Here is a 24,057-nt window from a genome sequence, read left to right on the forward strand (position 1 = left end):
TCTAGATGCGTCCGGCTTGCTGTAATGCCTGCTGCAAGATAACACTGTCATCAAAATCATGACGGACACCGTTAATCTCCTGATAAGTCTCATGGCCTTTCCCAGCGATAACGACAATATCATCGTCATTGGCATGATGCACGGCATACTCAATTGCTTGTTGGCGGGCAGGTTCGATATGAGTACGCTGATATTGTTCTGGACTCATGCCGACCTGCATATCTTGCAAAATTATATTAGGACTTTCAGTGCGCGGGTTATCTGCAGTCAATATCACCTGATCAGCACCAGACAATCCTGCCTGTGCCATCAGTGGGCGCTTGCCAGCATCGCGGTCACCGCCGCAGCCAAACACCGCCCATAGCTGTCCACGGCAATGCGTTCTTAGGCTATCTAACACTTGTGTCAAAGCATCAGGCGTATGCGCATAATCCACAATAAAGCAGCCATCATTTGACGGTACTCGCTGCATACGTCCGATTGCGCCTTGTAGCTGTGGCACTAAGCTGGCAACACGCTCAAGACTGATACCTAATGCGACCGCTGCTGCAATCGCCGCTAGTAAATTGGCAACATTAAAACGCCCTAATAAAGGGCTAATAATGTTGATATCAGTAAATTGACTATCATCCAGCGCACTGCGTAGAGCGATTTTCACGCCTTGTAGGCTCGGCTCAATGTCAGTGGCGATAAAATTAGCTTCATTAGCACTGCCATCAGCTCGCAAGCTATATGTCCATACGATCAGACCACTAGCTTGTGCGGTGTCGATCATTACCTTCGCATACTCATCATCGATATTAATGATAGCGTGCGTCAAGGTTGGGAAGTGAGTTTTATCAAATAGCTTAGCTTTGGCAGCGACATACTCTGCCATATCTGCATGATAATCTAAATGATCGCGACTCAAATTAGTATAAATGGCGACTTTTACTGGTACGCCTTGCAAGCGCTGCTGGTCAAGTCCATGCGAGCTAGCCTCAAGCACCAGTAGATCAGCGTTTTGCTCACCCATTTGATATAAAAACTGCTGAACCACTAAGGCATCACCAGTGGTATGGCTGGCTTGTGTCAGTGCGCCAAGCTTACCATTACCTGCCGTTCCCATGACTGCGCTATTCATACCAGCCAGTTGTGCTAATTGCGCTACCAATTGACTAATAGTCGTCTTACCATTAGTACCTGTCACTGCGACGACGGTTGGCAATGCTTTTGGCTGCTGATATTGCAGGCGTGCGTGCACTAAGCCACCTAAAAAATCACGGATATTTGGTACGTACAGCATAGGGCATGGCAGTACATCGGCATTATCGAATACAGCTAGTGGGTCAATTTCCGATAAGATAAAAGCAGCGCACTGGGCAGCTTGCGACAGATAGTTGCGGATTTTTTGATCGTCTTGACCTTGTTGCGTCTGACTCTTTAACAAGATAAATACGTCATCACCAGCGACATGTCGACTATCTAGACGTAAATCTTGAAAAACTGTATTGGCAATCGCGTCTGGATTATCTGCATTTTGCACCATCTTTGATAATTGTCGCCCTAACTCGTCACTACTACTGCTATCTATAAGTTGTTGCAACGTAACAGCGTCGTGTGATGATGTGGTCATGGGCAAATCCTAGACGATTAAGAAAATTGAAAGATTAAGGCGTGTTGAACAGTGACAAATAGCGATTTCAAAACTGCAGGTATTGTTGATAATTTATAAAAACAATACCTAAATTTTGATATCAGTCATTTGATTCCTGTCATGTACAGTTACTCAGTCTGTAAAGGCTTATCTAAAGGCACATTATACAAGCGTAAAGCCTCTCTCATAACATTATGAAAAACTGGCGCTACTGTTAAACCTGCATAAATCTGACCACGTGGGTCTTCGATGAGCATCACGCCCACGAGTTTCGGATTGGATGCAGGCGCCATACCAGCAAAGACGTTGCGATATTGGTCAGTATAGTAACCGCCATCTGGGTTAATCCGGCGCGAAGTACCTGTTTTACCAGCTACGCGGTAGCCATCAATGGCCGCTGCTTTTGCTGTACCGCCCGGCTCCGTAACTGCCTCAAGCATCTTGACGATCGACATCGCCTGCTCATGCTCCATAATACGCTTACTTGGTAGCGGCTTGTCAGTCTTGGTTAACGTTAATGGATGCATAACCCCACCTGCTGCCAATGCAGCATAAGCTTGCGCTACCTGTGCTAGTGTTACTTGTAAACCATAACCATAACTGACAGTCGCGCGGCGAGCAGTTTCTTTCTCTTTTGGTGTAACCACCAAACCACTGCCTTCACCAGGGAAATCTAATGGGGTTTTTGACCCAAAGCCAAATTGCTTTTGCATATTGGTAATGGCATCAGGCGGTAGAGACAGTGCAATTTTAGTCGAGGCTACGTTACTAGATTTCTGTAGTAGTGTCGCCATATTAATCCTTCCTAGATTATTGTGGTCACGAATCGTATAGCCACGGACGCGAATAGAGCCTGGGTTGGTATCAATTAGAGAATTAGCAGTATATTTACCAGAGTCTAAAGCTGCAGCGACGGTAAAGGGCTTCATCACCGAACCTGGCTCAAAAATGTCAAGCAGCGCGCGGTTACGCTGGTTTTCGCCGGTCATCTCATTAAGATTATTAGAGTTAAACGATGGCCATGTCGATAACGCTAGTACCTCGCCTGTTTGAACATCAACGACCATACCCGTTGACCAACGTGCTTGCTGCAAGCGCCCTGCTTTTTCCAGCTCTTTATAGAGCAAATACTGCAAACGCGAATCAATAGTCAACGCCACATCTTGCCCTGCAACTTCCGGTTCAATCTGCTTAATTTCTCTTAGGCTGTTTTGCTTAGCATCTTTTAATACCAACACCTTGCCATCGTCACCTGCTAGGGTTTTTTCATATTGGCGCTCAATACCTGCACGACCTTCATAACCACCTTCAGCATCGCTAGAATTTTGTCCCATAAAGCCTAATAATTGCGAATTAGGTTGTGGCTGCGGATAATAGCGCTGAAAGAAATTCTTCTCATAAACCCCAGGAAAATCAAGCGAGCTAACACCTTGGGCAATCTCAGGTGTGACCTTATTAAGTAACGGCAAATAATGTGAGCCCGCTCCCGATGGTAAAGCAGCTTTTACCGCTTCTTCATCTGTGACGTCGATACTGTCGTCAATAGCGACCACTTTTTCTAACTCACTGACTGGAATATTAGCAGCGGCAGCTAAGCGAGTTAGATCCATATTGTCTAAGCGCTTTTGCATACGTGCTTGTAGCTGCGGACTTTCAGGATTGGCAATTTTGACGCGATTGAGCTCGTAATATTCGCGCGCATAATCATGCGGGCTAAACGATACTGTTGCAAGCGGTGCGCTGACTGCGAGGGGTAGCTTGTTACGATCGGTAATCATACCGCGATAGGATTTTTGGGTGCGCACACTAGTAATAAGCTCATTACCTTTATCTTGATAAAATTGCGCGTTAGCTACTTGCAGATAATAGGCGCGTGCTATGAGCAAACCTAATACAACCAGCGCAATTCCCCAGATAGTACGAAAACGGTTTTTATCATTCTCAAAACCACCACGCGATGAAGCGCCAGAAGCTTTACTGAAAATAATTTTTTTACGGTTTTTAACACTTGTATAAGCGCCTTGAGTTTCATTCTTTTTTAGGCGACCGAATAGTTTGCCAGCGCGATCATCCGCTTTTGCAGACTTATTATTTGTAGTTTTGCTATCTGATTTGGCAGCGCTAGCACGACGTAAGGGCTTGATAACCTTACCGCTAGCTGACTTTTTGCTGGTATTTTTCGCTGAGCTTTTTCCATTATCTGTTGATTTTTTATCACTCATTGTCCTGCCTCCACTACCGGAACATCAGGAGACAAATCCGTAGAAGCTCGTGGTCCGTTGGCGTACGAATCATCTTCATCTGAGTCAGTAGTCACCACTGGTACCAATGCGTTAGCAACCCCTGGCTGGATAATCAGCTTGTCTTTAAGCGTTGGTGAATACATACCTAGCTCAGCGACAGCTCGGCTGGCAATTTGCGGAGTCGCACTAAAGGTTTGCTGCTCGATTAATAGGCGTTGGTGTTCAACTTGTAGCTTACGCTCTTGTTTTTTCATATCTTGCAAGGTTCTATAATCCTGATGATATTGCTGAACGTCTTCGGCCGTTTTGATACCGCTCCACACGATAGCGCCTGCTAATAGCAATAATACGACCACATAAATACTGACGACATTAAATCGACGCGCGAATAGTTCGCCGACATCGGTAGTATTAGACATAGCGGCGCGGCGGTTTGCAGGTTTGTCAGATATTGCCATGACGATCTCAAAAAGTGAACTTAAAGTGTAAAAGCGCTAATTATTTTAGAATTACAAACAATTCATCAGCACCATCAATAAAATATAAAACCAAACACACTCATTAACTGGCTAAAAAACAACCAAATAAAAAGTTAACTGCTGAGCCTAGCAGATAATATTTACAGCTCTTTAACAGCAGCGTATTTATTAAGACATTTATTCATATTTGATATAAGGAACAGCGACTAGATGCCTGTCATATATACTTTACTGTTTTACCGCATATATATAATCGGTATCGGTACGAGTCGCCATCCGTAACCATGCACTGCGCGAGCGTGGATTATGACTTACTTCCTCTTTACTCGGACCGACACGTTTAGGTTTACTAAAATAGCGCGGACGATTGGGCGGCATCGGCAACTTTTCATCTTCCGGATACTGTCCTTTACTATGACGCTGCAAAAACTGCTTAATACGGCGATCTTCTAATGAGTGAAAACTGATGACTGCCAACTGTCCGCCTGATTTTAAAATCGGAATACTTTGTTCTAAAAAGTCATCAACATCGCCAAGCTCATTATTGATAAAAATACGCATGGCCTGAAAACTTTGCGTCGCAGGATGCTTACCGCGTTGCCAATTGGGATGAGCAACTTTAATGACTTCTGCTAGCTCAAGCGTCGACTTGTAGCTGTCCATCTGCTTGATAGCACGGGCGATACGGCGACTGTGGCGCTCTTCGCCAAATTCATAAAGCACGTTAGCTAAGGTTTCATCATCGACCTGTTCAAGCCATTCAGCCACTGACTGCCCGCGGCTAGTATCCATTCGCATATCGACAGCGCCATCACGCATAAAGCTAAAACCACGACTGCCATCATCAATCTGTGGTGATGAGATACCTAAATCTGCCATAAGACCGTCGACTTGAGTGATGCCCATTGCAGCCAGACTGTCCGTCAAGGTAGCAAAGCTATCATGGATCACATGCACGCGGCTATCTGCGCCTGCCAGCTCTTGGGCAACGCTAATAGCGGTTGGATCTTTATCAAAAACAATCAGCTGTGCATCATCAGCAAGCTGACTTAATAATAGCCGGCTATGCCCACCGCGCCCAAAGGTTGCGTCAACATAGATGCCACTCGCCTGTAAGCCAGCTTCACCTTTTGCTCTATTAGGTAGTGATTTGACACCCAATACCGCTGCGACCGCCTCTTGCAATAGCACTGCATCATGTACAAAATTCAATTCGTCAGACGTAATATCGCCTTGACTAGGCTGTTGATCAATAGTTTGATCCACTTGCTCAGTGGCATCTTGAGCAGAAATATTTTCCATAGAAGACGGGCTCACCACTGACTCGATATCAGCGGTAGAAGAAGGGTTGGCTTTAGAATCTGGCTTAGTTTTTGACTTAGGTTTTGATAGTGACACAAACGACTCAATAGATGACGACCAATAAGGCCAGTAATTAGATGAAAATAAACAAGTTATGACTTGCCTAGCGTTATTATCGCAAGGATATATCTGTAGTCAAGCACTAGAAGGCCTTTTCATTAAAAATATCACATCTCTCTGTTATACTAGCGCTATATTTTACGCTATTTTTCTAGTTTAACGTCTATTGTTTCATTCGTATTTTTCATGTAAATCTTTCATTTACATTTATCATTGCTATTTTTCACTGCCATTTTCATTAATAACTATATTCTGAGACCTCTATCATGCAAACGTCGACTCAAACCACTACTGCTCCTCGCGGAAAACGCCCTGTTCGTACCCGTATTGCCCCATCGCCTACTGGTTTTCCTCACGTAGGGACCGCTTATATCGCGCTATTTAACTTAGCCTTTGCTAAAGCTCATGGCGGCGAATTTATTTTACGTATCGAAGACACTGATCAAACCCGCTCAACTGAACAATCTGAACAAATGATTTTGGACGCACTGCGCTGGGTCGGTCTGGATTGGAGCGAGGGTCCAGACATCGGTGGCCCGCATGCCCCTTATCGTCAAAGTGAGCGTAGTGACATTTATAAAGAACATGCTGAGAAGCTATTAGATAGCAACCATGCGTTTCGCTGTTTTTGTACTAGCGAAGAGCTAGATGTCATGCGCGCTCAGCAAATGGCCAATGGCGAGACTCCACGCTATGATGGACGCTGTGCTCATTTGGCCCCTGAGAAAACCAGTGCATTGGTCAATGAGGGCAAACCGCATGTGATTCGTATGCGCGTACCGACCGAAGGCGTCTGCCACGTTGAAGATATGCTACGCGGTACTGTTGAGATTCCTTGGACGCAAGTAGACATGCAGGTATTACTAAAAACCGACGGCATGCCGACTTACCATCTTGCCAACGTCGTCGATGACCATTTGATGGACATCAGTCACGTTATGCGCGGTGAAGAGTGGCTAAACTCTGCGCCTAAGCATCAGCTGCTTTATGACTATTTTGGTTGGGAGATGCCGGTACTTTGCCACATGCCGCTACTGCGTAACCCAGATAAATCAAAACTGTCGAAACGTAAAAACCCAACTTCTATCACCTACTACCGTGATGCAGGTGTGCTACCTGAAGCGCTGCTTAACTATCTAGGTCGTATGGGCTACTCGATGCCTAATGACGCTGAGAAATTCACTTTAGATGAAATGATTGCTAGTTTTGATATTCAGCGCGTCTCACTTGGCGGCCCTATCTTCGATATCGAAAAGCTTAACTGGCTAAATGCAGAATGGCTACGTGCCTTAACGCCTGAACAGCTCAAAAATAAAATCCTCGACTGGGCAAGTAACAGCGATAAATTAACCGCTATCGCCGCCGCTATTCAGCCTCGTATTGAATTATTGTCTGATGCGGTTAATTGGAGTGGCTTTTATTTCCAAAACCTACCTGATATTAATGCTGAGAGCTTTACGCATAAATCATTGACGCCTGAGCAAATTGTAGAAATGCTACAACTGGCTCTTTGGCAGTTAGAGACCTTACCAACTTGGTCGGAAGAAAATATCTACGCCACGCTCAAAGGTCTTGCTGCCCATCTTGATATTAAGATGCGTGACTTTATGGCACCGTTCTTTATCGCTATCGCTGGCAGCACCTCATCGACGCCAGTCATGAACTCTATGGCGATTATTGGCGCTGACATGACACTGACACGCTTGCGTCATGCGGTTGATGTACTAGGCGGCTTGGGTAAAAAGAAACTGAAAAAGCTTGAGAAACAAGCGGCAGAGTTACCAGACTTTTTGGCTGCTGAATAGTTTTTCACTTGTTAGTTGATAATATTATTAATTAGTAATACAGCTAGTTAATTTACAAGAGGGGTCAGGCTAATACTGACCCCTCTTTACATTGATATCAGCATTACGTTAATAGCAACATTTGAATGCGAATACTGATTCTTTATTAAACATCCATACTACTGAACACCTAATTGGAACTGAATATGGCCGCCAAAACCGTCACGATAGAAAGCAAAGACTATGTCTTTAACACGTTAAAGGAAGCGCAAAAATACTATGATGCAATAGTAAAAGAACTGTACGATGCAAAACTTACCCTTACGACAGGGCAAGACTTTGAAGACCTAAAGTGGATATATACAACTTACTGTGATTATAATAAGTCAGCGCGATTAACCGAGTCTGAGATTATAGGCTTTAAAGGCATAACCACTGTCCGAGAAAAAGGCGGTCAATATATCCCAACTGAATGTTGCGCCATCGTTTTCTCTGATGGCAGTGAAGAAGAGTTTTTTACCGACAAAGCCCTAAAAGAGATAGCTATCAAGCAAAACCCACGTTAATTTGAACTCATAACGCTAATAAAACAGCTTTAAACGTATTTTTTAGCATATTTATGAACTATTTTTAAAATAGCTGTTGACAACACTGCCACTCTTACCTAAAATACGCACACTCTTAGCGAGGGGCTATAGCTCAGTTGGTAGAGCACTTGCATGGCATGCAAGGGGTCAACGGTTCGACTCCGTTTAGCTCCACCATACTATTTATAGCAAAGCTCAGTACTACTGAATTTTATAATAAATACTCGCTAGTAGGACGATATCAGCACCTAGGCAATGCTTGCTCTATTATTAATAGATAAGCTATCTGATATTGTGAAGTACCGTTGTAACCATTGGTTATAACACTCTATGCGTCCCCATCGTCTAGAGGCCTAGGACACCGCCCTTTCACGGCGGTAACGGGGGTTCGAATCCCCCTGGGGACGCCACTATTCGGCGTCACTTATCAGCACTTTTGCTTAGCACCTTTTAAGCATAAGATTAGACTAATAAGCGTACCACTAAAAATCCTAGTCATAATTTATTATGACTGGGATTTTTTTATGTCTGTCTTTTATCCAATAGCTTTAACTGCCTCTCTAAAAACCTCTCATTTTATATATTCGTTTTTCCGAAAGTAATAAATTTCAACTTTACAATCAATAGGTTAACCCTATTAACGACAAATCTACACAAAGTTTACATTTAGCTAATTTGGTCACACAGATTAACATCCTTATACACAATGTTAGTGTTTTTCTACCTAACTGTATTATGAATATAACTGCCTATTCACTATGATTGCCTTGTACCTATAGGAAGCATTAATAAGCTTCTATCTATATGAAACTTAATGACATTCAGTGCAAACTAGCGTCTAAATAACCTGTGATAAGGAATTGTTATGTTACCTACCTATACGCCCCAACGTCGCCCATCATGGCGCGGAGTGCTAGCAGGCCTCGTGATGGGACTGCTTGTCGTTATGGCAATGATTGCCATCGCTTTAGTTTTAAGCTCATTTATACCTTTTGACCTAAAAGGTACCAGTATCGCAGCTGGTATCTATGCCGCTATCACTGCATTAGTCAGTGCCTATGTAGCAGGGTTTTTTGCGATTAAATACTCAGCCCCTGAAGCCTTATTCGGCGACGGTACAGATGTCGATCCAAAAGACGCTACTCTAACGGGTATGCTTACTGCCGCTTTAATTGTATTACTAACCACCTTCTTCACTCTTAGCAGTGCCACTGGTATCCTAGCTTCAGCTGGTAATGCAGTCGGTAGTACGGTTAGTACAGTAGCGAAAACAGCAGGCGGTGTAGCAGCAGCTGGCACATCAGCTGCAAGTACGGCAGCGATTGCAGCCCCAGAAGGTACAGTCCAACAAGTTCAACAAAAAGCGCAAGAAGTTTATCAAACGGTATCTGGAAACATTAGTAAAGAAGATATCAGTGCTCTGGTCGCCAAGAATACTCAAAACTTAAACGATCAGCAAATCCAAGCAACAACTAATGTATTGGATGAGTTGGTAAACGAAACTAAAACTGAAGTTGCTGATATGGACTTCACGAGTATCGATACATGGCGTCATATTGATGAGTATGCTAAACAACGTATGGCATCTATCGAACAAACGCTACAAGGCCCTAAACTTATCAATCGCTTACAGCAAGAAGGTTTGACTGAAGCGCAGGCTACTGAAGTACGTTCAGAAGTAGTACAGTCATTCAACGAGTATAAAATGAAAACTGAGCAATACATCGCACAGGCGCAACAAACGGTAGATCAAAATTTACAACAAGCTGAAGACGTTGCGCGTAAAGCAGCATTGTACAGTGGTCTATTTTGGTTAATCAGTACTATTTTAACTTTCCTTGCAAGTATCGTTGGTGCCAAAAGTGCAGCATCGAATCATCGTTTAACTAAGCCTATCGTAACTTGGGGTGACAACGTTAAATAAGATGTTAAACAGAATAAGTGAGTTATGAGATATTTATTACTGACAAATATTATTAATATATCTTACTAATAGATGTGAGTTATAGGATATGAGTTATAAACAGGAAGCCCAGCCACAATATATTGTGACTGGGCTTTTTTCCTTACAAGCATAATTGCTTTAATCATTTTAACCACGTATCATATTTTTCGAAAAATATCCAAAAGCAGTTTGACTATTAATTTCGCTTAATTATTTTTAATAAATCTATAACCAACTTTCAAATAAGAATTTTTTTCAAAAGGTTTAGCCAAACAGCACTTATAATTGGCCAATTCTATTCAATGGGATCATTTATCCTTTATTATTTTAAGAGAAAAATTCTAACCAATTTAAATTGAAGCTAGATCCATAAAAAACTTACTTAAAAGGATTTAAGACGATGGCTATCGTTCGTAAACATGGTGAAGAACAGCCTTATTGGCCTGCCGGTCCCTTCAAAATACGCCTACCCTTTGTACATTACCGTTGGGAAATCCCTGAGATGATTCAGGGTTTGTTCATGTTCGTGGTCAGCCTTGGCATGATTCCCTTGTTAGAGCAATATCTGGGCATGCCATATGATGCGGCACTGGCGTTTTGTGTGGTCGCAGGGCTCATGTATCTATTGCCATCATTGCTTGGTGTGCCACTAGTTCCGGGCTGGATTACGCCTGCTATACCGGTCGTCCTTTTATATCTGCAAGCTTTTGAGCCTGGACCTCAAGCTGTACAAGCGATGTTTGTACTCCAGTTAGAGGTGTTTTTAATCTTCATTGTGTTAGGTCTTACCGGATTTGGTAATCGCCTAGTAAGCTTTATTCCCAACTCATTAAAAGCCGGTATCATCATTGGTGCAGGTATCGCCGCCTTGATGGGTGAGATCAAAGTAGGTGGACGAGTTGAAGCTACACCAGTCTCACTAATCATTGGCGCGATTATCTCCGCTTACGTGCTGTTTTCAGTTTCTTTTAAAGATAAGATTCATAGCAATCGCTATGCAAAAATGCTAGCTAACCTGGGTATGATCTCAGGTATGTTGGTTGCTATGGTCGTTGGTTGGGCTATCGGTGAATATCCTCTGCCCGATATTGAATGGGGCATTACCCAGCCGAACTTTGGCCTGATGACCGACTACCTTATATTTAACGTCGGTATGCCTGATATTAGTGTCTTCTTATTGGCCTTCCCTACCGCAATGATTGCTTATGTCATCGCCTTTGGTGATATCTTGGTGGGTAAAGCGCTGAGCGAGCGTGTGGACAGTATCCGCCCTGACGAAAAAATCGAGACCAATATTACTCGTATCCACGTGGTCACAGGTATCCGTAATGGTGTACATGCGCTATTTGCACCATGGCCAGGACTTGCTGGACCTATTTGGACAGCCGCTCATGCTACGCTTGCGGAGCGCTATGCTCTTGGTCGCAAAGCAATGGACTCTATCTATAGTGGCGGTGGTACGTTCTGGTGGACAGGACTGGTGGCGATATTTATGCTGCCATTGGTCACGCTGTTTAAGCCTGTATTACCCATCGCGTTATCATTGACGCTATTATTGACCGCTTATATTTGTATCATGGTCGGTATTGAACAGCTCAAAAACTCCGCTGAGCGCGGTGTTGCTGGTATCGTAGCGGTGACTTTGGCCATGCCTGCAGCGCAATCAACGATTTACGCGATTGTGATTGGTATAGTGCTCTATATTTTGATTGAAAGACCGAGTGCCAGACAGCGCAAAGAGATGAAAGTAGATTCTCTTTCAGCTAATAACGTTGACTCTGTTGATAAAGATTATTAATAAAATGCTTTGATTGAGCGGGTATCAGCGGAGCATTATTTTCCGCTAATACCCGCTTTTTTTATGATATTTAAAAGGCAGGTTGGCGATGTTTGGTATTGAGAACTATATGGGGTTTATCTTAGCAGCTATTTTACTGAACCTGACCCCAGGCACGGATAGCATGTACATTATCACGCGTAGTGTCTCACAAGGAAGACAAGCTGGTTTTTATTCTGTGTTGGGTATTACTTCTGGTATTTTAGTGCATACTTTGTTTGCAGCGCTAGGATTGTCATTATTATTGGCTCAATCTCCAATCGCATTTACGATAGTCAAATATGTTGGTGCAATCTACTTGTGTTATCTAGGCTTTAAAATGATAACCAGTAAACCTGAAGCTTCAGTAGCAAACGAATTAAACGAAGATAAAACACTCGCAAATTCCAAATCTCTAGATTATGGGCAAATATATAAACAAGGTGTATTAACCAATGTTTTTAATCCAAAAGTGGCCTTGTTCTTCTTAGCGTTCTTTCCCCATTTTGTCGACTCTAGTTACGCTCATGGCATGTTGTCCTTTTTAATTTTAGGACTTACTTTTGCTGTAACCGGTCTAATATGGTGCACGTGTTTGGCATTATTGGCGTCACAGTTTAGTAAAAGCTTGAGAGAAAACCCAACAACCGAATCCATTTTAAATAAAATAAGTGGTGTGGTATTTATTGGCTTAGGTATTAAGCTGTTGACTGAGAAGGGTTGAGTAAAAGAGTTTAAGTCATTAAATTGGGTGATGCTTTGCTAACTCACCCTACAGACCATGCGTCTTATTTTAAAAATAACAGTCCTAAAAAATCATCAAAAAAAAGCCCAATCGCAAAGATTGAGCTTTCTTTCATAAAAAGTCTAATCAACCATTACGCAGCGTCTTTGCTGTCAGTAGCGAGCTGGCGTAGGACATAGTGCAATACACCGCCATGACGCACGTATTCACGCTCTTTTGGCGTCTGCAGACCGACATTCACTTCAAACACTTCTTCTGAACCATCGGCACGAGTAGCAGTGACTTTGGCGGTTTTGCTCTCGCCATTGTCCAGCCCTGTAATACTAATGACTTCTGAACCATCAAGCTTGTAAGTATCAGCATTCTCGCCATCTTTAAAGGTCAATGGCAATACGCCCATGCCCACTAAGTTTGAACGGTGAATACGCTCGAACGAGGTCGTCAGTACTGCTTTTACACCAAGCAAAATCGTACCTTTAGCTGCCCAGTCACGGCTAGAGCCAGAACCATACTCTGCACCGCCAAGTACTACTAGCGGACGCTTATCTTCTTTATACTTCATGGCTGCATCATAGATAGCCATTTCTTTGCCGTCTTGTAGCGTAGCTTTGTCGTCTTTGAAGTAATAAGTATAACCACCCTCTTTACCATCCATCATTGAGTTTTTGATACGGATGTTGGCAAAGGTACCACGAGTCATGACCGCGTCATTACCACGGCGCGAGCCATAGCTGTTAAAGTCAGCTTCCATTACACCGCGCTCTTGCAAGTACTTACCTGCTGGTGAGTCGGCATCGATGTTACCGGCTGGTGAGATATGGTCAGTAGTGATTGAATCACCGAATAAACCTAGGATACGCGCACCTTCGATATCTAAGATACCTTCTGGCTCCATGGTCATATCATCAAAGAACGGTGGGTTCTTAATGTAAGTAGATTCTTCACTCCATGGATACAGCTGGCTATCTGCTGAGCTAATAGCATTCCATGCTGCACTACCGTCAAATACTTCACCGTAGTTTTTGCGGAACATTTCAGCATCGATATTATTGGCAATCAGCTCGTTGATCTCTTCCGAGGTCGGCCAGATATCTTTTAAGAAGACATCATTACCCTCTAGGTCTTGACCTAGTGGATGCGTGGTCAAGTCAATATCGACCGTACCTGCTAGTGCATAAGCAACAACCAATGGCGGTGAAGCCAAGTAGCTCGCTTTCACATGTGAGTGGATACGACCCTCAAAGTTACGGTTACCTGATAGTACGGCTGCGGCAACCAAATCACTTTCTTCGATAGCCTCTTCAATCGCATCTAACAGTGGACCTGAGTTACCGATACAAGTAGTACAACCATAACCGACCAGATAGAAACCTACTTTCTCAAGTTCATCCATTAGCTGAGACTTTTCAAGATAATCGGTAACAACTTTTGAGCCTGGTGCAAGAGAAGTTTTGACCCATGGTTTAGCGGTCAGCCCTTTAGCCGCTGCTTTTTTAGCGACTAAGCCTGCGCCAATCATAACGGCAGGGTTTGAAGTGTTGGTACAAGAGGTAATGGCCGCAATCACGACAGAACCATCACGTAACTTATACTCTTTATCTTCGATTCTGATAGTACAAGAGGTGCTACCATCCGCGCAGAACGGATTCGGTTTGGCTGCTAACTTTTTAGCCTGCTCTTGCTTACCGCCTTCTTCGTCAAAACGCACCTTGGCTTCGACATCGACTTTACGACCCTTAGTCATCTCTTTTAAGGTCTCGCCAAATTTTTCGTGCATATCAGATAGATTGATACGCTGCTGCGGTAAGTTAGGACCAGCTAGTGCAGGTTGGACAGTACTGAGATCTAACTGCAAGTTGCTTGAATAAGTCGCCGCTTTAGTATCGGCATCATGCCACATGCCTTGCGCCTTGGCGTATTTTTCAACCAATTCAATTTGTGCTTCGTCACGACCTGATAGACGTAAATAATCAATCGCCATTTGGTCAATTGGGAAAATACCACAAGTCGCACCATATTCTGGAGACATATTGGCAATAGTTGCTCGGTCAGCAAGTGGCATTTGGTGTAAGCCTTCACCGTAGAATTCAACGAACTTGCCAACTACTCCATGCTTACGCAACATCTCAACCACACGTAATACTAAGTCAGTTGCCGTAACGCCTTCAGTGAGTTTGCCCGTCAGCTCAAAACCAACGACTTGTGGAATCAGCATCGATGATGGTTGACCAAGCATCGCCGCTTCCGCTTCAATACCGCCAACACCCCAACCAAGTACACCAATACCATTAATCATGGTGGTGTGACTGTCAGTACCAAATACCGTATCAGGATAAGCCGTCAGTTCACCGTCGACATCAGCAGCCATCACGACACGCGCTAGATACTCTAAGTTAACCTGATGCACGATACCCGTTGCTGGTGGTACAACGACGAAGTTTTCAAAAGCATTACGTCCCCAATGCAAGAACTCATAACGCTCATTGTTACGCTTAAATTCAATTTTTTCGTTCAAATCAAGCGAGTCTTCGCGACCATACACATCGACTTGCACCGAGTGGTCAACGACCAGCTCACTAGGAATGAACGGATTGATTTGCTCAGCTTTACCGCCAAGCTTGACCACCGCATCACGCATCGCTGCTAAATCGACGACCGATGGTACACCAGTGAAATCCTGCAGCACCACACGCGCTGGCATAAAGGCGATTTCTTTTGAGGCCTCTGCTTCTGCATCCCAGTTGGCAACCGCTTCGATATGGTTTTTGCCGACAGACTGCCCGCCATCTTCGTTACGTAATAGGTTTTCTAGTACTACCTTCATACAAAATGGTAGCTTGCTAATATTTTCATAAGTTTTGGTCAGCTCTGGCAAGCTGTAGTAGGCGTGCTCCTTGCCATCGACCGAAATGGTGTCTTTTACATTAAAGATATCACTCATGGTAGCTTCCTTATCGTTGTTATAGATCCTGAGCATAAACTATTATAAATTTATGCTTATGACTGGTGGCTAGATAGTTTATTTATTGTTTTATCAAAAATTATAATTTTATGGAACAGTCTGAATGAGCTAAAGATATTAAGTATATCTTTAGGGTTAACAATATGTTCCTTTTACCATAACAAATATACGACGCTTTGTTAACCGCCTAGACGTTATCAAATCGTGGCACAATCGTAACCGCAACAGTAGCTTAGCGGTTTATTGGCAAGGTATGCCATCGCATGTCATTTTTTACGGCGGCGACCGCTGCGAAACACGTAGCTATCATCGTAAAAGCCAAGATTGGCATTCTCTGACCAAAAATGTGGTACGCCCAAAATAGGCAAGGGTGCAAGTTGACGTGGTGTAACCTTATCTTGTGATAATAAGTTATCCATATGTTCGGCAACTGCATTATCCAAATATTGCATACGCTCAGATAGTGCCAAGGCGAAGAAATCTTGCGCTACATTTATCACGATACTATGGGCACATAGAGGTTTGCGTGGTTGTATTAATTGCTCAAGTAAGGCATGGCCAAAAATATAGACCGCCGCCTGAGAGTGACTATTAATTTGTTTTGGATCATCCCATTTCGAACGCGTACTTACCAGACTGCCCAGCCAATCAAAATCAATGAGCGCCTTGCCAATACTAAGGTCAGACGTAACTAACACTGCGCCATTTTCATCAAACACAGTGATTGTATCGCGGACACGCCCTCGACTAGCGCCAATACCTTGCTGCTCAATCTCAAGCATATGATAATAGTTGAGCAAGGCTTTAGTCTTGGGAAAAGTTAGCCAAATACTGCCGTTAAATAAATCATGCAAGTTGTCACGCGTTGGAATACTGCCAGTCGTGGCAATAAAGCTTTCGTACGCTTCGCCTTCGGGTAACGCATCTTGTGAAACACATTTCAAGGTTTGCGCTTGGTTGTTATGCGCAGGCTTGGTCTGCGGCAAGTGCTGCTGTAAGTCGTTAGCCTGCTGTTGCAATGCTGTATTTAAAACCTTAGCGATAATATCAGGCGTATTTTCTAGTTTATCTGTCTGAGCAGCCTCACTACAGCCACTTAGCTGAGTGATGGTTTTACTTATATAGCCTAACTGGTTTAAGTGACATAGCCATGGTGCTTGCCAGTTAATTTCTGCAAAGCTGTCATCGAGCCTGCTGTCGCATACAGACGGATTATTGATGGACGCATCAAGAGTTGCATCAACAGGCGCATCAGAAGAAGAAGCGGAATAAGGTTTGACAGGTAAATCAGTGGCGGTCATGTTCACTATCTCTATTAGACGACTGGCATGTCTATGGTATCATGGAGCGCTTTTTTACTGCTAGACGAGCGGCTCGAAATGAACGTTTCGCGCGCTATTTATTGATGAGTTTTTATGGCAAATTTTAACACCCACTTAAATGTTGCATTCATGGTCAGTGGTACGCTTAGTTTGACGGTTTATAAAGCGGGACTGATTGATGACTCAGGGTTTTTGATGTGCGTGGCGCTTGGCACCATTGGTGGGCTGCTACCTGATTTGGATTCTGATAACTCGACACCGATTAAGCTTGGGTTCAATATCACCTCCTTTATCTTTGCCTTTGGACTGGTGATGCATTGGCGCAGTGAGCTGAGTTTGCTGGCATTGATAGCATTATGGCTAGCGGGCTATGGTTTTATGCGTTACGTGGTGTTCACTATTTTTACTAATATGACTGTGCATCGTGGTGTCATCCACTCCGTACCTTATATGGCTATATTGGGGCTTGGAATGACCTATGTCAGCTACGATATTTTAAACTTACCGTTAACGGTTAGCTGGTTTTACGGCTTGTTTTTATTCGGCGGTGCAATGGTACATTTGGCTTTGGATGAGTTATATAGCGTTAATTTATCAAATATGAAAATGAAGCGCTCATCGGGCACGGCGATGAAATTTTATCAGCATAAAGATAAATGGTGGTATCTGCTACTGTACGTCATCCTTGCGCTCTTGGTATATTTTGCACCACCGTTTGATGCATTTTGGCAGCAGCTACGTGACCCAGCACCTTGGGCACAGCTAAAAGTTGGCATCTTGCCAAAAATGTTGGAAAACTGGCTGAATTAAAATTCATAGAACCGCTAAAAATGTAAATAACAACTTGAGTAAATAATGTCAATTTCCGCACAGACCTGCCCTTGCCAAATTAATCCGTCATCAGATGACATCAGCGCGCCCCTACCTTATAAGGATTGCTGTCAGCCTTATCACGATGGCATATGTAATAAAGAAGCTAATGAAGAAAATGATAATGCAGACGGTATAAAAGCGGACACTGCTGAGCGATTAATGCGCACGCGTTATAGTGCCTTTGTATTGGTCAAGCCAGAATATATCGTCAAGACCACGCTACCCGTGCAGCAAAACTTGTTGGATATCAAAGCGATTGAGTCTTGGGCAAAAGAGACAGATTGGGCAGGATTGGAAATCGTAGCGCACACGCCAAAACTCAGTAAACGGCATGCACAAGTTGAATTTAAGGCTTACTTCCATACAACAGATAGTGCGGCTGATAGTGTAGAAGAAATGATACAAGCGCATCATGAACTGTCTGCCTTTGTAAAAGTAAAAGACAAAGCGAATAATGATGCACGCTGGTACTTTTTAGATCCTACGGTCGCAATGACTCTCAGCCAAAAGCAACCGTGTATTTGTGGGTCTGGGGAGAAGTTTAAACGGTGTTGTAGGACGTATATTTAATCAACATTAAATATTCGCCAACTCCTAAACACTCGCCCCAACCGACCGTGCAATCGCAATCCCTTCATCAATCGTCAAAAACTTACGCTGACTTGGGCTGTCTTTATAAATGACGTCACCATCTTGGAATATCAGACATTCATTGACCGCTAACTGTTGCCATTTTTCATTTTCAGTCAGTGGCACAGTCACTAGAATCGTCACTTTATCGGTGTCTGTGGTCACATCACCAAAATTAATCGCCAAATCATCATCTGCCAATTTTGCCTCACCAAACGGTGCTTTACGCGTAAGATAAAACAATAAGCTGCCGGCATAAGCCATTTGCCATCGACCGTTTGATATAAGGCAATTAAACAGACCGTTAGCAGATAAATAACGACATTGGGTGGTCAAAAAGTTAAACAGCGTTTGGTCATCAGGGCGGGTTTTAAAGCTGCTTTTAAGACGATTGACCAAATAACAAAATGCCATTTCAGAATCGGTTGAGCCGACTGGCTGGCAATGTGAAGCATTACCATTATCTTGCAGACGCTGACAGCGTTTAATAAACTCGCTATTCATCTGTCCGTTATGAGCAAATACCCACTGCTCACCCCAGACTTCACGGACGAATGGATGCGTATTCGCTAGGCAATTCTGTCCTTGGGTAGCTTTACGAATATGAGCGATGACGTTCATGGCTTTGATTGGATAATTATTAACCAAGTCTGCAACTGGCGATAAGTGGCTTGGGCGATTGTCATGGAACAAGCGCAGTCCGGTTGAAGCATTGGCCGCGCCATCACCATTAAAGTTGCCGTTATTAAAACAGTCACTACGCTCAAAGAATGCAATACCAAAGCCATCCTCATGACTGTCTGTCATGCCGCCGCGACGACGAAACCCTGCAAAGCTAAAACCGATATCGGTTGGAGTATTACAGTTCATTCCTAAAAGCTGACACATTTATAAGTTACCGCCGTTATCAGTTTGATTGTCTAAGCTATCTGGATTGTCTTGACTATTTTGAGTGCCTTGAGAGTCTTGATCAACCTGAGTATCTGATATGATACCAAGGTCTGTGTCGCTCATATTGTCTAGCAGCACTTCACCACTAGTATCTGTATCGATATTACTTAAGATATCCTGTGCTTGCGCCAAATCCTCATCTTGCACCCAAAGTACGATGCCAGAGTTCATACCCGGGATAGCGCTTAGCGGCTGCAAGGACACGGTAATGCCGTTATTACGTAGCAGGTTGGCGTGCAGCTCACCTTGCATATTGGTGTCGTAGCGCGCTAGTTTGTGCCAGTTGTCGACTTGATTGGTCATGAAATCACCTTTAAGGTTTTGGTACATGAATAATTGAACAAAAATGGCTTATGCTAATGCATCTAACTTGTATTCTTTGATTTCAAACTCGCTGTTAGACTTTAGATTTTCACGTGCTTGCTCAGCTTGCTTAATATTGCTAAAAATGCCAGCTATTTGATTGTCTTTACTGGCATTTAAACTAGTATTTAACAGCACAAAAACGATGTTTTGCGCTTTTTCTACATGCGACCAATGATAAGCGGCAAGACGTTTCATTAGGTCAGGATTTTTGACCATGATGTTATCGCCAGTTCGCCCTTCGGTGCGATTGTAGTGAATGACGTTGAGACGTAATAGCCAAAAAATAACAGCCGCTTTTGCCAGCATAACAGGTAAAGCACGTTTTTCATCGTTATTAAGCGGACGTTTTGACTCGTAGCCTTGTAAAAAAGAAGTCATCTTTTCACGGTCAAAGTGAACTCGCTCGCCTTGCTCTGCATCGCCCCAAGTAGTACAAAAGTCATTGATAGTAATAGCGATATCCATCACATAGTGCTCGACGCTGACTTCGGTAAAGTCTAACAACCCAGTCAGACGCTCTTCACCCTTCTGTAGATTCCATAGCGTATTATCCGCAAACATATCTAAATGACATAAGCCTTTTGGCAAGCTGGCAAGCGGTAATGTGCTATATGACTGCCAAATATCGCTCATTAGCTTGGCTTCGTCACCGGGCATAAACTGCATTTCACGATCGCGTACATCGCTCCATGGATATAAAGGTACGCCGTATTCTTGCGCAGGTTGCAGCGCTTGCAGGGTCTCATGCAGCATCGCCAAAGCGCCACCAATCTCATGACACATGGCTTGCGTGGTTTGCTGTGGATGCGCGCCAGCCAGACAAGGCACCAAGGTAATCGCTTTATTATCATACTGAATGACATAGCATTTTTCTTCGCTATCAACCAATGATAACGGCGCAGCGACCGGTAATTTACCATCTAATTGATTTAAAATGACCGCCATTTTTTCGATGTCTTCTGGTGGACGCTCTTCAAATAAAGTAAATACGTAAGAGTGCGCGCCATCTACATCATCAGTTGTCTGAATAAACCAGTTAGAGTTTTTGATACCTTGGGTAATCGGAATGGCACGCACGAAAGATACGCCAAAACTTTGGCAAAAGGCGGCAAACTGATCATTGGTTAACTGGGTATAGACGGACATGACATCTCACTTTTGGCAATTAAATAAAAAGTTAAATAGGACGAATTTGGACGGTAATGACAGTAATTGTACCGCGCACGAGCAAACTATAATCAAAAGCGTAATAATCTTGCGAAAACCTGCCTGATATGGCAGTGATTTTGCTAGACTAGCGCTTACAGAATGAATTGATTATAAGGTGAAAGACCCTATGTTAGCAAAGCGTATCATTCCTTGTTTGGACGTTGATAATGGACGCGTGGTCAAAGGCGTGCAGTTTGTCGATATTAAAGACGCAGGCGACCCAGTTGAAGTAGCGAAACGCTACAACGAACAAGGCGCTGATGAGATTACCTTTTTGGACATTACAGCTACTAACGATGGGCGCGATACTACTTATCATACCGTTGAGCGTATGGCAGAAACGGTATTTGTGCCATTAACCGTCGGTGGCGGCGTGCGTAAAATCGCTGATATTCGCAATTTGCTCAATGCTGGCGCGGATAAAGTCGCGATTAATTCGGCAGCAGTGTTTACGCCTGAATTCGTCGGTGAGGCATCGCAGAAATTCGGCAATCAATGTATCGTTGTTGCTATCGATGCCAAACGCGTCGCTGACATTGAAGTTGATGGCATCATCATGCCGCGTTGGGAAATCTTTACCCATGGTGGTCGTAAGCCAACCGGTATTGATGCGGTTGCTTGGGCGAGCAAGATGGCTGAGCTGGGTGCTGGCGAACTACTAGTCACGTCAATGGATGGTGATGGCACCAAAAAAGGCTATGATTTAGCTCTGATGCGACAGATTACTAGCCGAGTGAATGTACCCGTTATCGCCTCAGGCGGTGTCGGTAATTTACAACATTTAGCAGAAGGCGTATTACAAGGCGGCGTAGATGCGGTACTCGCCGCCAGTATTTTTCACTTTGGTGAGTATACGGTTCAAGAAGCCAAAGAGTACATGGCAGCACAAGGTATACAGATGCGCCTGTAATATTTGTAAAATATCAATGCATCTGCAAAAAATGTTATCATAGCGCTAACCACTTATTTTCGTTCATTTAACTACTAGTTCATTTAATAATTAACTAGATAGTCGAACATATAGTCGACCAAGCTATTTGAACCAATAATTATATTTAGCTACTAACTTACTCCTATATTTTAATTAAACTTTATTAAGCAAAGGATTTTTTATGTCGAATTTACAACAGCAACGCAATGACGTGACCCATATCGATGGCAACCTACACCAAAATGAAGATGCCCGTATTGGTATCGTCGTTGGTCGTTTTAATGGATTCGTCGTGGAGTCATTAGTTGATGGTGCAATTGATGCCCTACTCCGTCATGGCGTATTGGGTAGCAATATTACCGTTATCCGTGTACCTGGTGCATTTGAATTACCATTGGTTGCCCAGCGCGCTGCTGAGTCAGATCGCTTTGACGCTATCATTGCTTTAGGCGCGATTATTCGTGGCAGCACGCCGCATTTTGACTTTGTGGCTAGTGAATCTGCAAAAGGCTTAAGCAGTGTTGCTATTGATTATAATATTCCAGTTGCCAATGGCGTATTGACGACGGATAGCATTGAGCAAGCTATTGAACGCTCTGGCACGAAAGCTGGTAATAAAGGCTCTGAAGCGGCGATGGTTGTGCTAGAGATGATTGCGGTTCTATCACAGTTAGATATTGACGATGATAGTGATGACGCTTAAGCTTTATTAACTCAGACTTTATTAAAAAGTGACCGTTTTTAAAGATATGATTAAATGATTAGCGTTATTTAATCCCATTGTTTGATTGGTGCTGTTACTTAATGATAGCAGCACCTAAATAGTATTAGCCTGCTAAAAATTGGCTATTTTTTGAATTTTCGCCGTATTTCTATACTATTTTCAAAAAATAAAGTAGCAAATTTAATAATGCTCATTTATTTTTTGGATAGGTATCATCTCAAAAATTTAGGTACAGACCCCCTATGACTGACCAACTCAAGCGCGCTATTAGCGCTGCGAAAACCGCACAAACCGATGCTGAAAAGGCTGAAGCTACCAGTATAGCGAGCAGTAGTGCGGGTGATCAAAACTTCGATATGAGTGAGTCTTCTTATAAGACCAGTCACACCGCTGTCCGTAAGGCGCGGCGCTTTGCTATGCAAGGTCTATACGAATGGCTCGTTACAGATCGCCGCTTCGATATAGATGGTAAGCTTGGCTGGAAGGCCAATGCGCCGCATGATATCGCTGCTCGTACGCGCGCAACCAATGCTATGCATACGGTACATATTGGCTATTATCATGAAATGATGCGTGATATCCCAGAACAGATTGAAGCGCTAGATGCGCTTATTAGTCAGCATCTCGATCGTGAAATCGATAAGCTCGATACCGTTGAGCATGCCATCTTACTTATCGGTGCTTATGAGCTACAGAATCGCCTAGAGATTCCTTATAAAGTAGTGCTTGATGAAGCAATGAAGCTAAATAATCACTTTGGTGCGACTGATGCCCATAAATTAATTAACGCCGTACTAGATAAAATGGCAGTTGAGCTACGCGACGTTGAAGTGCAAGCAGATATCAAAGCCAATCTACGCACCTCACAAAAAACGGCTGCTAAACCTGCAGTAAAAACTGATACGAATACAGATAATAATGCCGATACACATGGTATTGAAGAAAAACCAACTGCTTCAAATAAGCCACGTATCAGTGCCAACAATGCCACTATCAAACGCACTAGCGTTAGTAAAGCCAGTGCAAACATTAGTGACTTTAAGGCGAGTAAAAAAGACGATGCTGAAAACACGGTTGAAAAAGAGAGCATTAAACCAGCTGTGACTGATAACGTGAATGACGCTGCTGCTAGTACCGAAAGTGTCGTCAATGAAAAACCTGTAGAAGAAGACGTAGTTGCTAATTATGACAGCAACGAAAGCAACGAAAGCAACGAAAGCAACGAAAGCAACGAAAGCAACGAAAGCAACGAAAGCAACGAAAGCAACGAAAGCAACGAAAGCAACGAAAGCAACGAAAGCAACGAAAGCAACGACAATACTGCAGCAGATATTGGTCTAAGCGACTCTAATATGGTTAGTGTTGATGCAAAAGATACTGTACTAGATAGCACTGAACTAGACGTTACTGATGCAAAAAGCCAAGATTAACC

19 protein-coding genes and 2 tRNA genes are annotated in these 24,057 nt (G+C 43.4%); 12 read left to right on the forward strand and 9 right to left on the reverse strand.

Annotated elements, in window-relative coordinates; genetic code table 11:
- Position 1: 1 nt before the first annotated feature.
- The 4 genes from AK823_RS12990 to rsmH form a co-directional block, all read right to left on the reverse strand.
- Complete coding sequence (locus AK823_RS12990; RefSeq protein ID WP_149031864.1) at positions 2-1,621, reverse strand: UDP-N-acetylmuramoyl-L-alanyl-D-glutamate--2,6-diaminopimelate ligase; 1,620 nt, start codon at positions 1,619-1,621, stop codon at positions 2-4.
- A gap of 143 nt (positions 1,622-1,764) precedes the next feature.
- Positions 1,765-3,858: a penicillin-binding protein 2 gene (locus AK823_RS12995; RefSeq protein WP_068329750.1), complete on the reverse strand. Its 2,094-nt coding sequence runs from the start codon at positions 3,856-3,858 to the stop codon at positions 1,765-1,767.
- A complete protein-coding gene (locus AK823_RS13000) occupies positions 3,855-4,337 on the reverse strand; it encodes a cell division protein FtsL (RefSeq protein WP_068329752.1) in 483 nt (160 codons plus the stop codon). The genes AK823_RS12995 and AK823_RS13000 overlap by 4 nt, the downstream gene beginning before the upstream one ends.
- A 249-nt stretch (positions 4,338-4,586) precedes the next feature.
- Positions 4,587-5,756: a 16S rRNA (cytosine(1402)-N(4))-methyltransferase RsmH gene (gene rsmH, locus AK823_RS13005; protein ID WP_228138872.1), complete on the reverse strand. Its 1,170-nt coding sequence runs from the start codon at positions 5,754-5,756 to the stop codon at positions 4,587-4,589.
- 290 nt (positions 5,757-6,046) lie between these two features.
- Between rsmH and gltX the strand changes: the two genes are divergently transcribed.
- The 7 genes from gltX to AK823_RS13040 all read left to right on the forward strand — a co-directional run bounded on the left by gltX (position 6,047) and on the right by AK823_RS13040 (position 12,636).
- A complete protein-coding gene (gltX, locus tag AK823_RS13010) occupies positions 6,047-7,585 on the forward strand; it encodes a glutamate--tRNA ligase (RefSeq protein WP_068329755.1) in 1,539 nt (512 codons plus the stop codon).
- Between the two features lie 185 nt (positions 7,586-7,770).
- Positions 7,771-8,130 carry a hypothetical protein gene (locus AK823_RS13015; RefSeq protein WP_068329758.1) on the forward strand — a complete coding sequence of 120 codons (360 nt, stop codon included), beginning with the start codon at positions 7,771-7,773 and terminating at the stop codon, positions 8,128-8,130.
- Between the two features lie 122 nt (positions 8,131-8,252).
- Positions 8,253-8,328, forward strand: a tRNA-Ala gene (locus AK823_RS13020).
- Between the two features lie 157 nt (positions 8,329-8,485).
- Positions 8,486-8,561 (forward strand) — tRNA-Glu (locus tag AK823_RS13025).
- 455 nt (positions 8,562-9,016) lie between these two features.
- Positions 9,017-10,075, forward strand: coding sequence for a hypothetical protein (locus AK823_RS13030; protein WP_068329761.1), 1,059 nt, complete (start codon positions 9,017-9,019; stop codon positions 10,073-10,075).
- Between the two features lie 421 nt (positions 10,076-10,496).
- Positions 10,497-11,894, forward strand: coding sequence for a solute carrier family 23 protein (locus AK823_RS13035; protein ID WP_068329764.1), 1,398 nt, complete (start codon positions 10,497-10,499; stop codon positions 11,892-11,894).
- An 88-nt stretch (positions 11,895-11,982) separates the two neighbouring features.
- Positions 11,983-12,636 (forward strand): LysE family translocator, encoded by a 654-nt coding sequence (locus AK823_RS13040; RefSeq protein ID WP_068329767.1) that lies wholly within the window; start codon positions 11,983-11,985, stop codon positions 12,634-12,636.
- 154 nt (positions 12,637-12,790) lie between these two features.
- On the opposite strand, the gene acnA is transcribed toward AK823_RS13040, so the two are convergent.
- Both acnA and AK823_RS13050 read right to left on the reverse strand, forming a co-directional pair.
- On the reverse strand, positions 12,791-15,598 hold the full coding sequence (acnA, locus tag AK823_RS13045; RefSeq protein WP_068329771.1) for an aconitate hydratase AcnA: 2,808 nt from the start codon (positions 15,596-15,598) through the stop codon (positions 12,791-12,793).
- A 287-nt stretch (positions 15,599-15,885) separates the two neighbouring features.
- On the reverse strand, positions 15,886-16,920 hold the full coding sequence (locus tag AK823_RS13050) for a DUF3025 domain-containing protein (RefSeq protein WP_068329774.1): 1,035 nt from the start codon (positions 16,918-16,920) through the stop codon (positions 15,886-15,888).
- Between the two features lie 114 nt (positions 16,921-17,034).
- On the opposite strand from AK823_RS13050, the gene AK823_RS13055 reads away from it, so the two are divergent.
- Together AK823_RS13055 and AK823_RS13060 are read left to right on the forward strand one after the other, a co-directional pair.
- Positions 17,035-17,751, forward strand: coding sequence for a metal-dependent hydrolase (locus AK823_RS13055; protein ID WP_068329778.1), 717 nt, complete (start codon positions 17,035-17,037; stop codon positions 17,749-17,751).
- A 45-nt stretch (positions 17,752-17,796) separates the two neighbouring features.
- Positions 17,797-18,384 (forward strand): YchJ family protein, encoded by a 588-nt coding sequence (locus tag AK823_RS13060; RefSeq protein WP_068329779.1) that lies wholly within the window; start codon positions 17,797-17,799, stop codon positions 18,382-18,384.
- Between the two features lie 24 nt (positions 18,385-18,408).
- On the opposite strand, the gene AK823_RS13065 is transcribed toward AK823_RS13060, so the two are convergent.
- From AK823_RS13065 to AK823_RS13075, 3 genes are read right to left on the reverse strand one after another with little or no spacing between them, the layout of a single operon-like run.
- Entirely contained in the window at positions 18,409-19,332 is a 924-nt protein-coding gene (locus tag AK823_RS13065) for a class II glutamine amidotransferase (protein WP_068329782.1), read from the reverse strand.
- Positions 19,333-19,698, reverse strand: coding sequence for a hypothetical protein (locus tag AK823_RS14305; RefSeq protein WP_228138873.1), 366 nt, complete (start codon positions 19,696-19,698; stop codon positions 19,333-19,335). It abuts the gene before it with no gap.
- Positions 19,699-19,746: 48 nt separating this feature from the next.
- Positions 19,747-20,907 (reverse strand): homoserine kinase, encoded by a 1,161-nt coding sequence (locus AK823_RS13075; protein WP_068329785.1) that lies wholly within the window; start codon positions 20,905-20,907, stop codon positions 19,747-19,749.
- 190 nt (positions 20,908-21,097) lie between these two features.
- Between AK823_RS13075 and hisF the strand changes: the two genes are divergently transcribed.
- The 3 genes from hisF to nusB all read left to right on the forward strand — a co-directional run bounded on the left by hisF (position 21,098) and on the right by nusB (position 24,055).
- Complete coding sequence (hisF, locus tag AK823_RS13080) at positions 21,098-21,880, forward strand: imidazole glycerol phosphate synthase subunit HisF (RefSeq protein ID WP_068329788.1); 783 nt, start codon at positions 21,098-21,100, stop codon at positions 21,878-21,880.
- 202 nt (positions 21,881-22,082) lie between these two features.
- On the forward strand, positions 22,083-22,604 hold the full coding sequence (ribE, locus tag AK823_RS13085; protein WP_010200525.1) for a 6,7-dimethyl-8-ribityllumazine synthase: 522 nt from the start codon (positions 22,083-22,085) through the stop codon (positions 22,602-22,604).
- 263 nt (positions 22,605-22,867) lie between these two features.
- Complete coding sequence (gene nusB / locus AK823_RS13090) at positions 22,868-24,055, forward strand: transcription antitermination factor NusB (protein ID WP_068329791.1); 1,188 nt, start codon at positions 22,868-22,870, stop codon at positions 24,053-24,055.
- Positions 24,056-24,057 lie beyond the last annotated feature (2 nt).

The sequence above is a fragment of the Psychrobacter sp. P2G3 genome, assembly GCF_001593285.1.
GTDB lineage: Bacteria > Pseudomonadota > Gammaproteobacteria > Pseudomonadales > Moraxellaceae > Psychrobacter.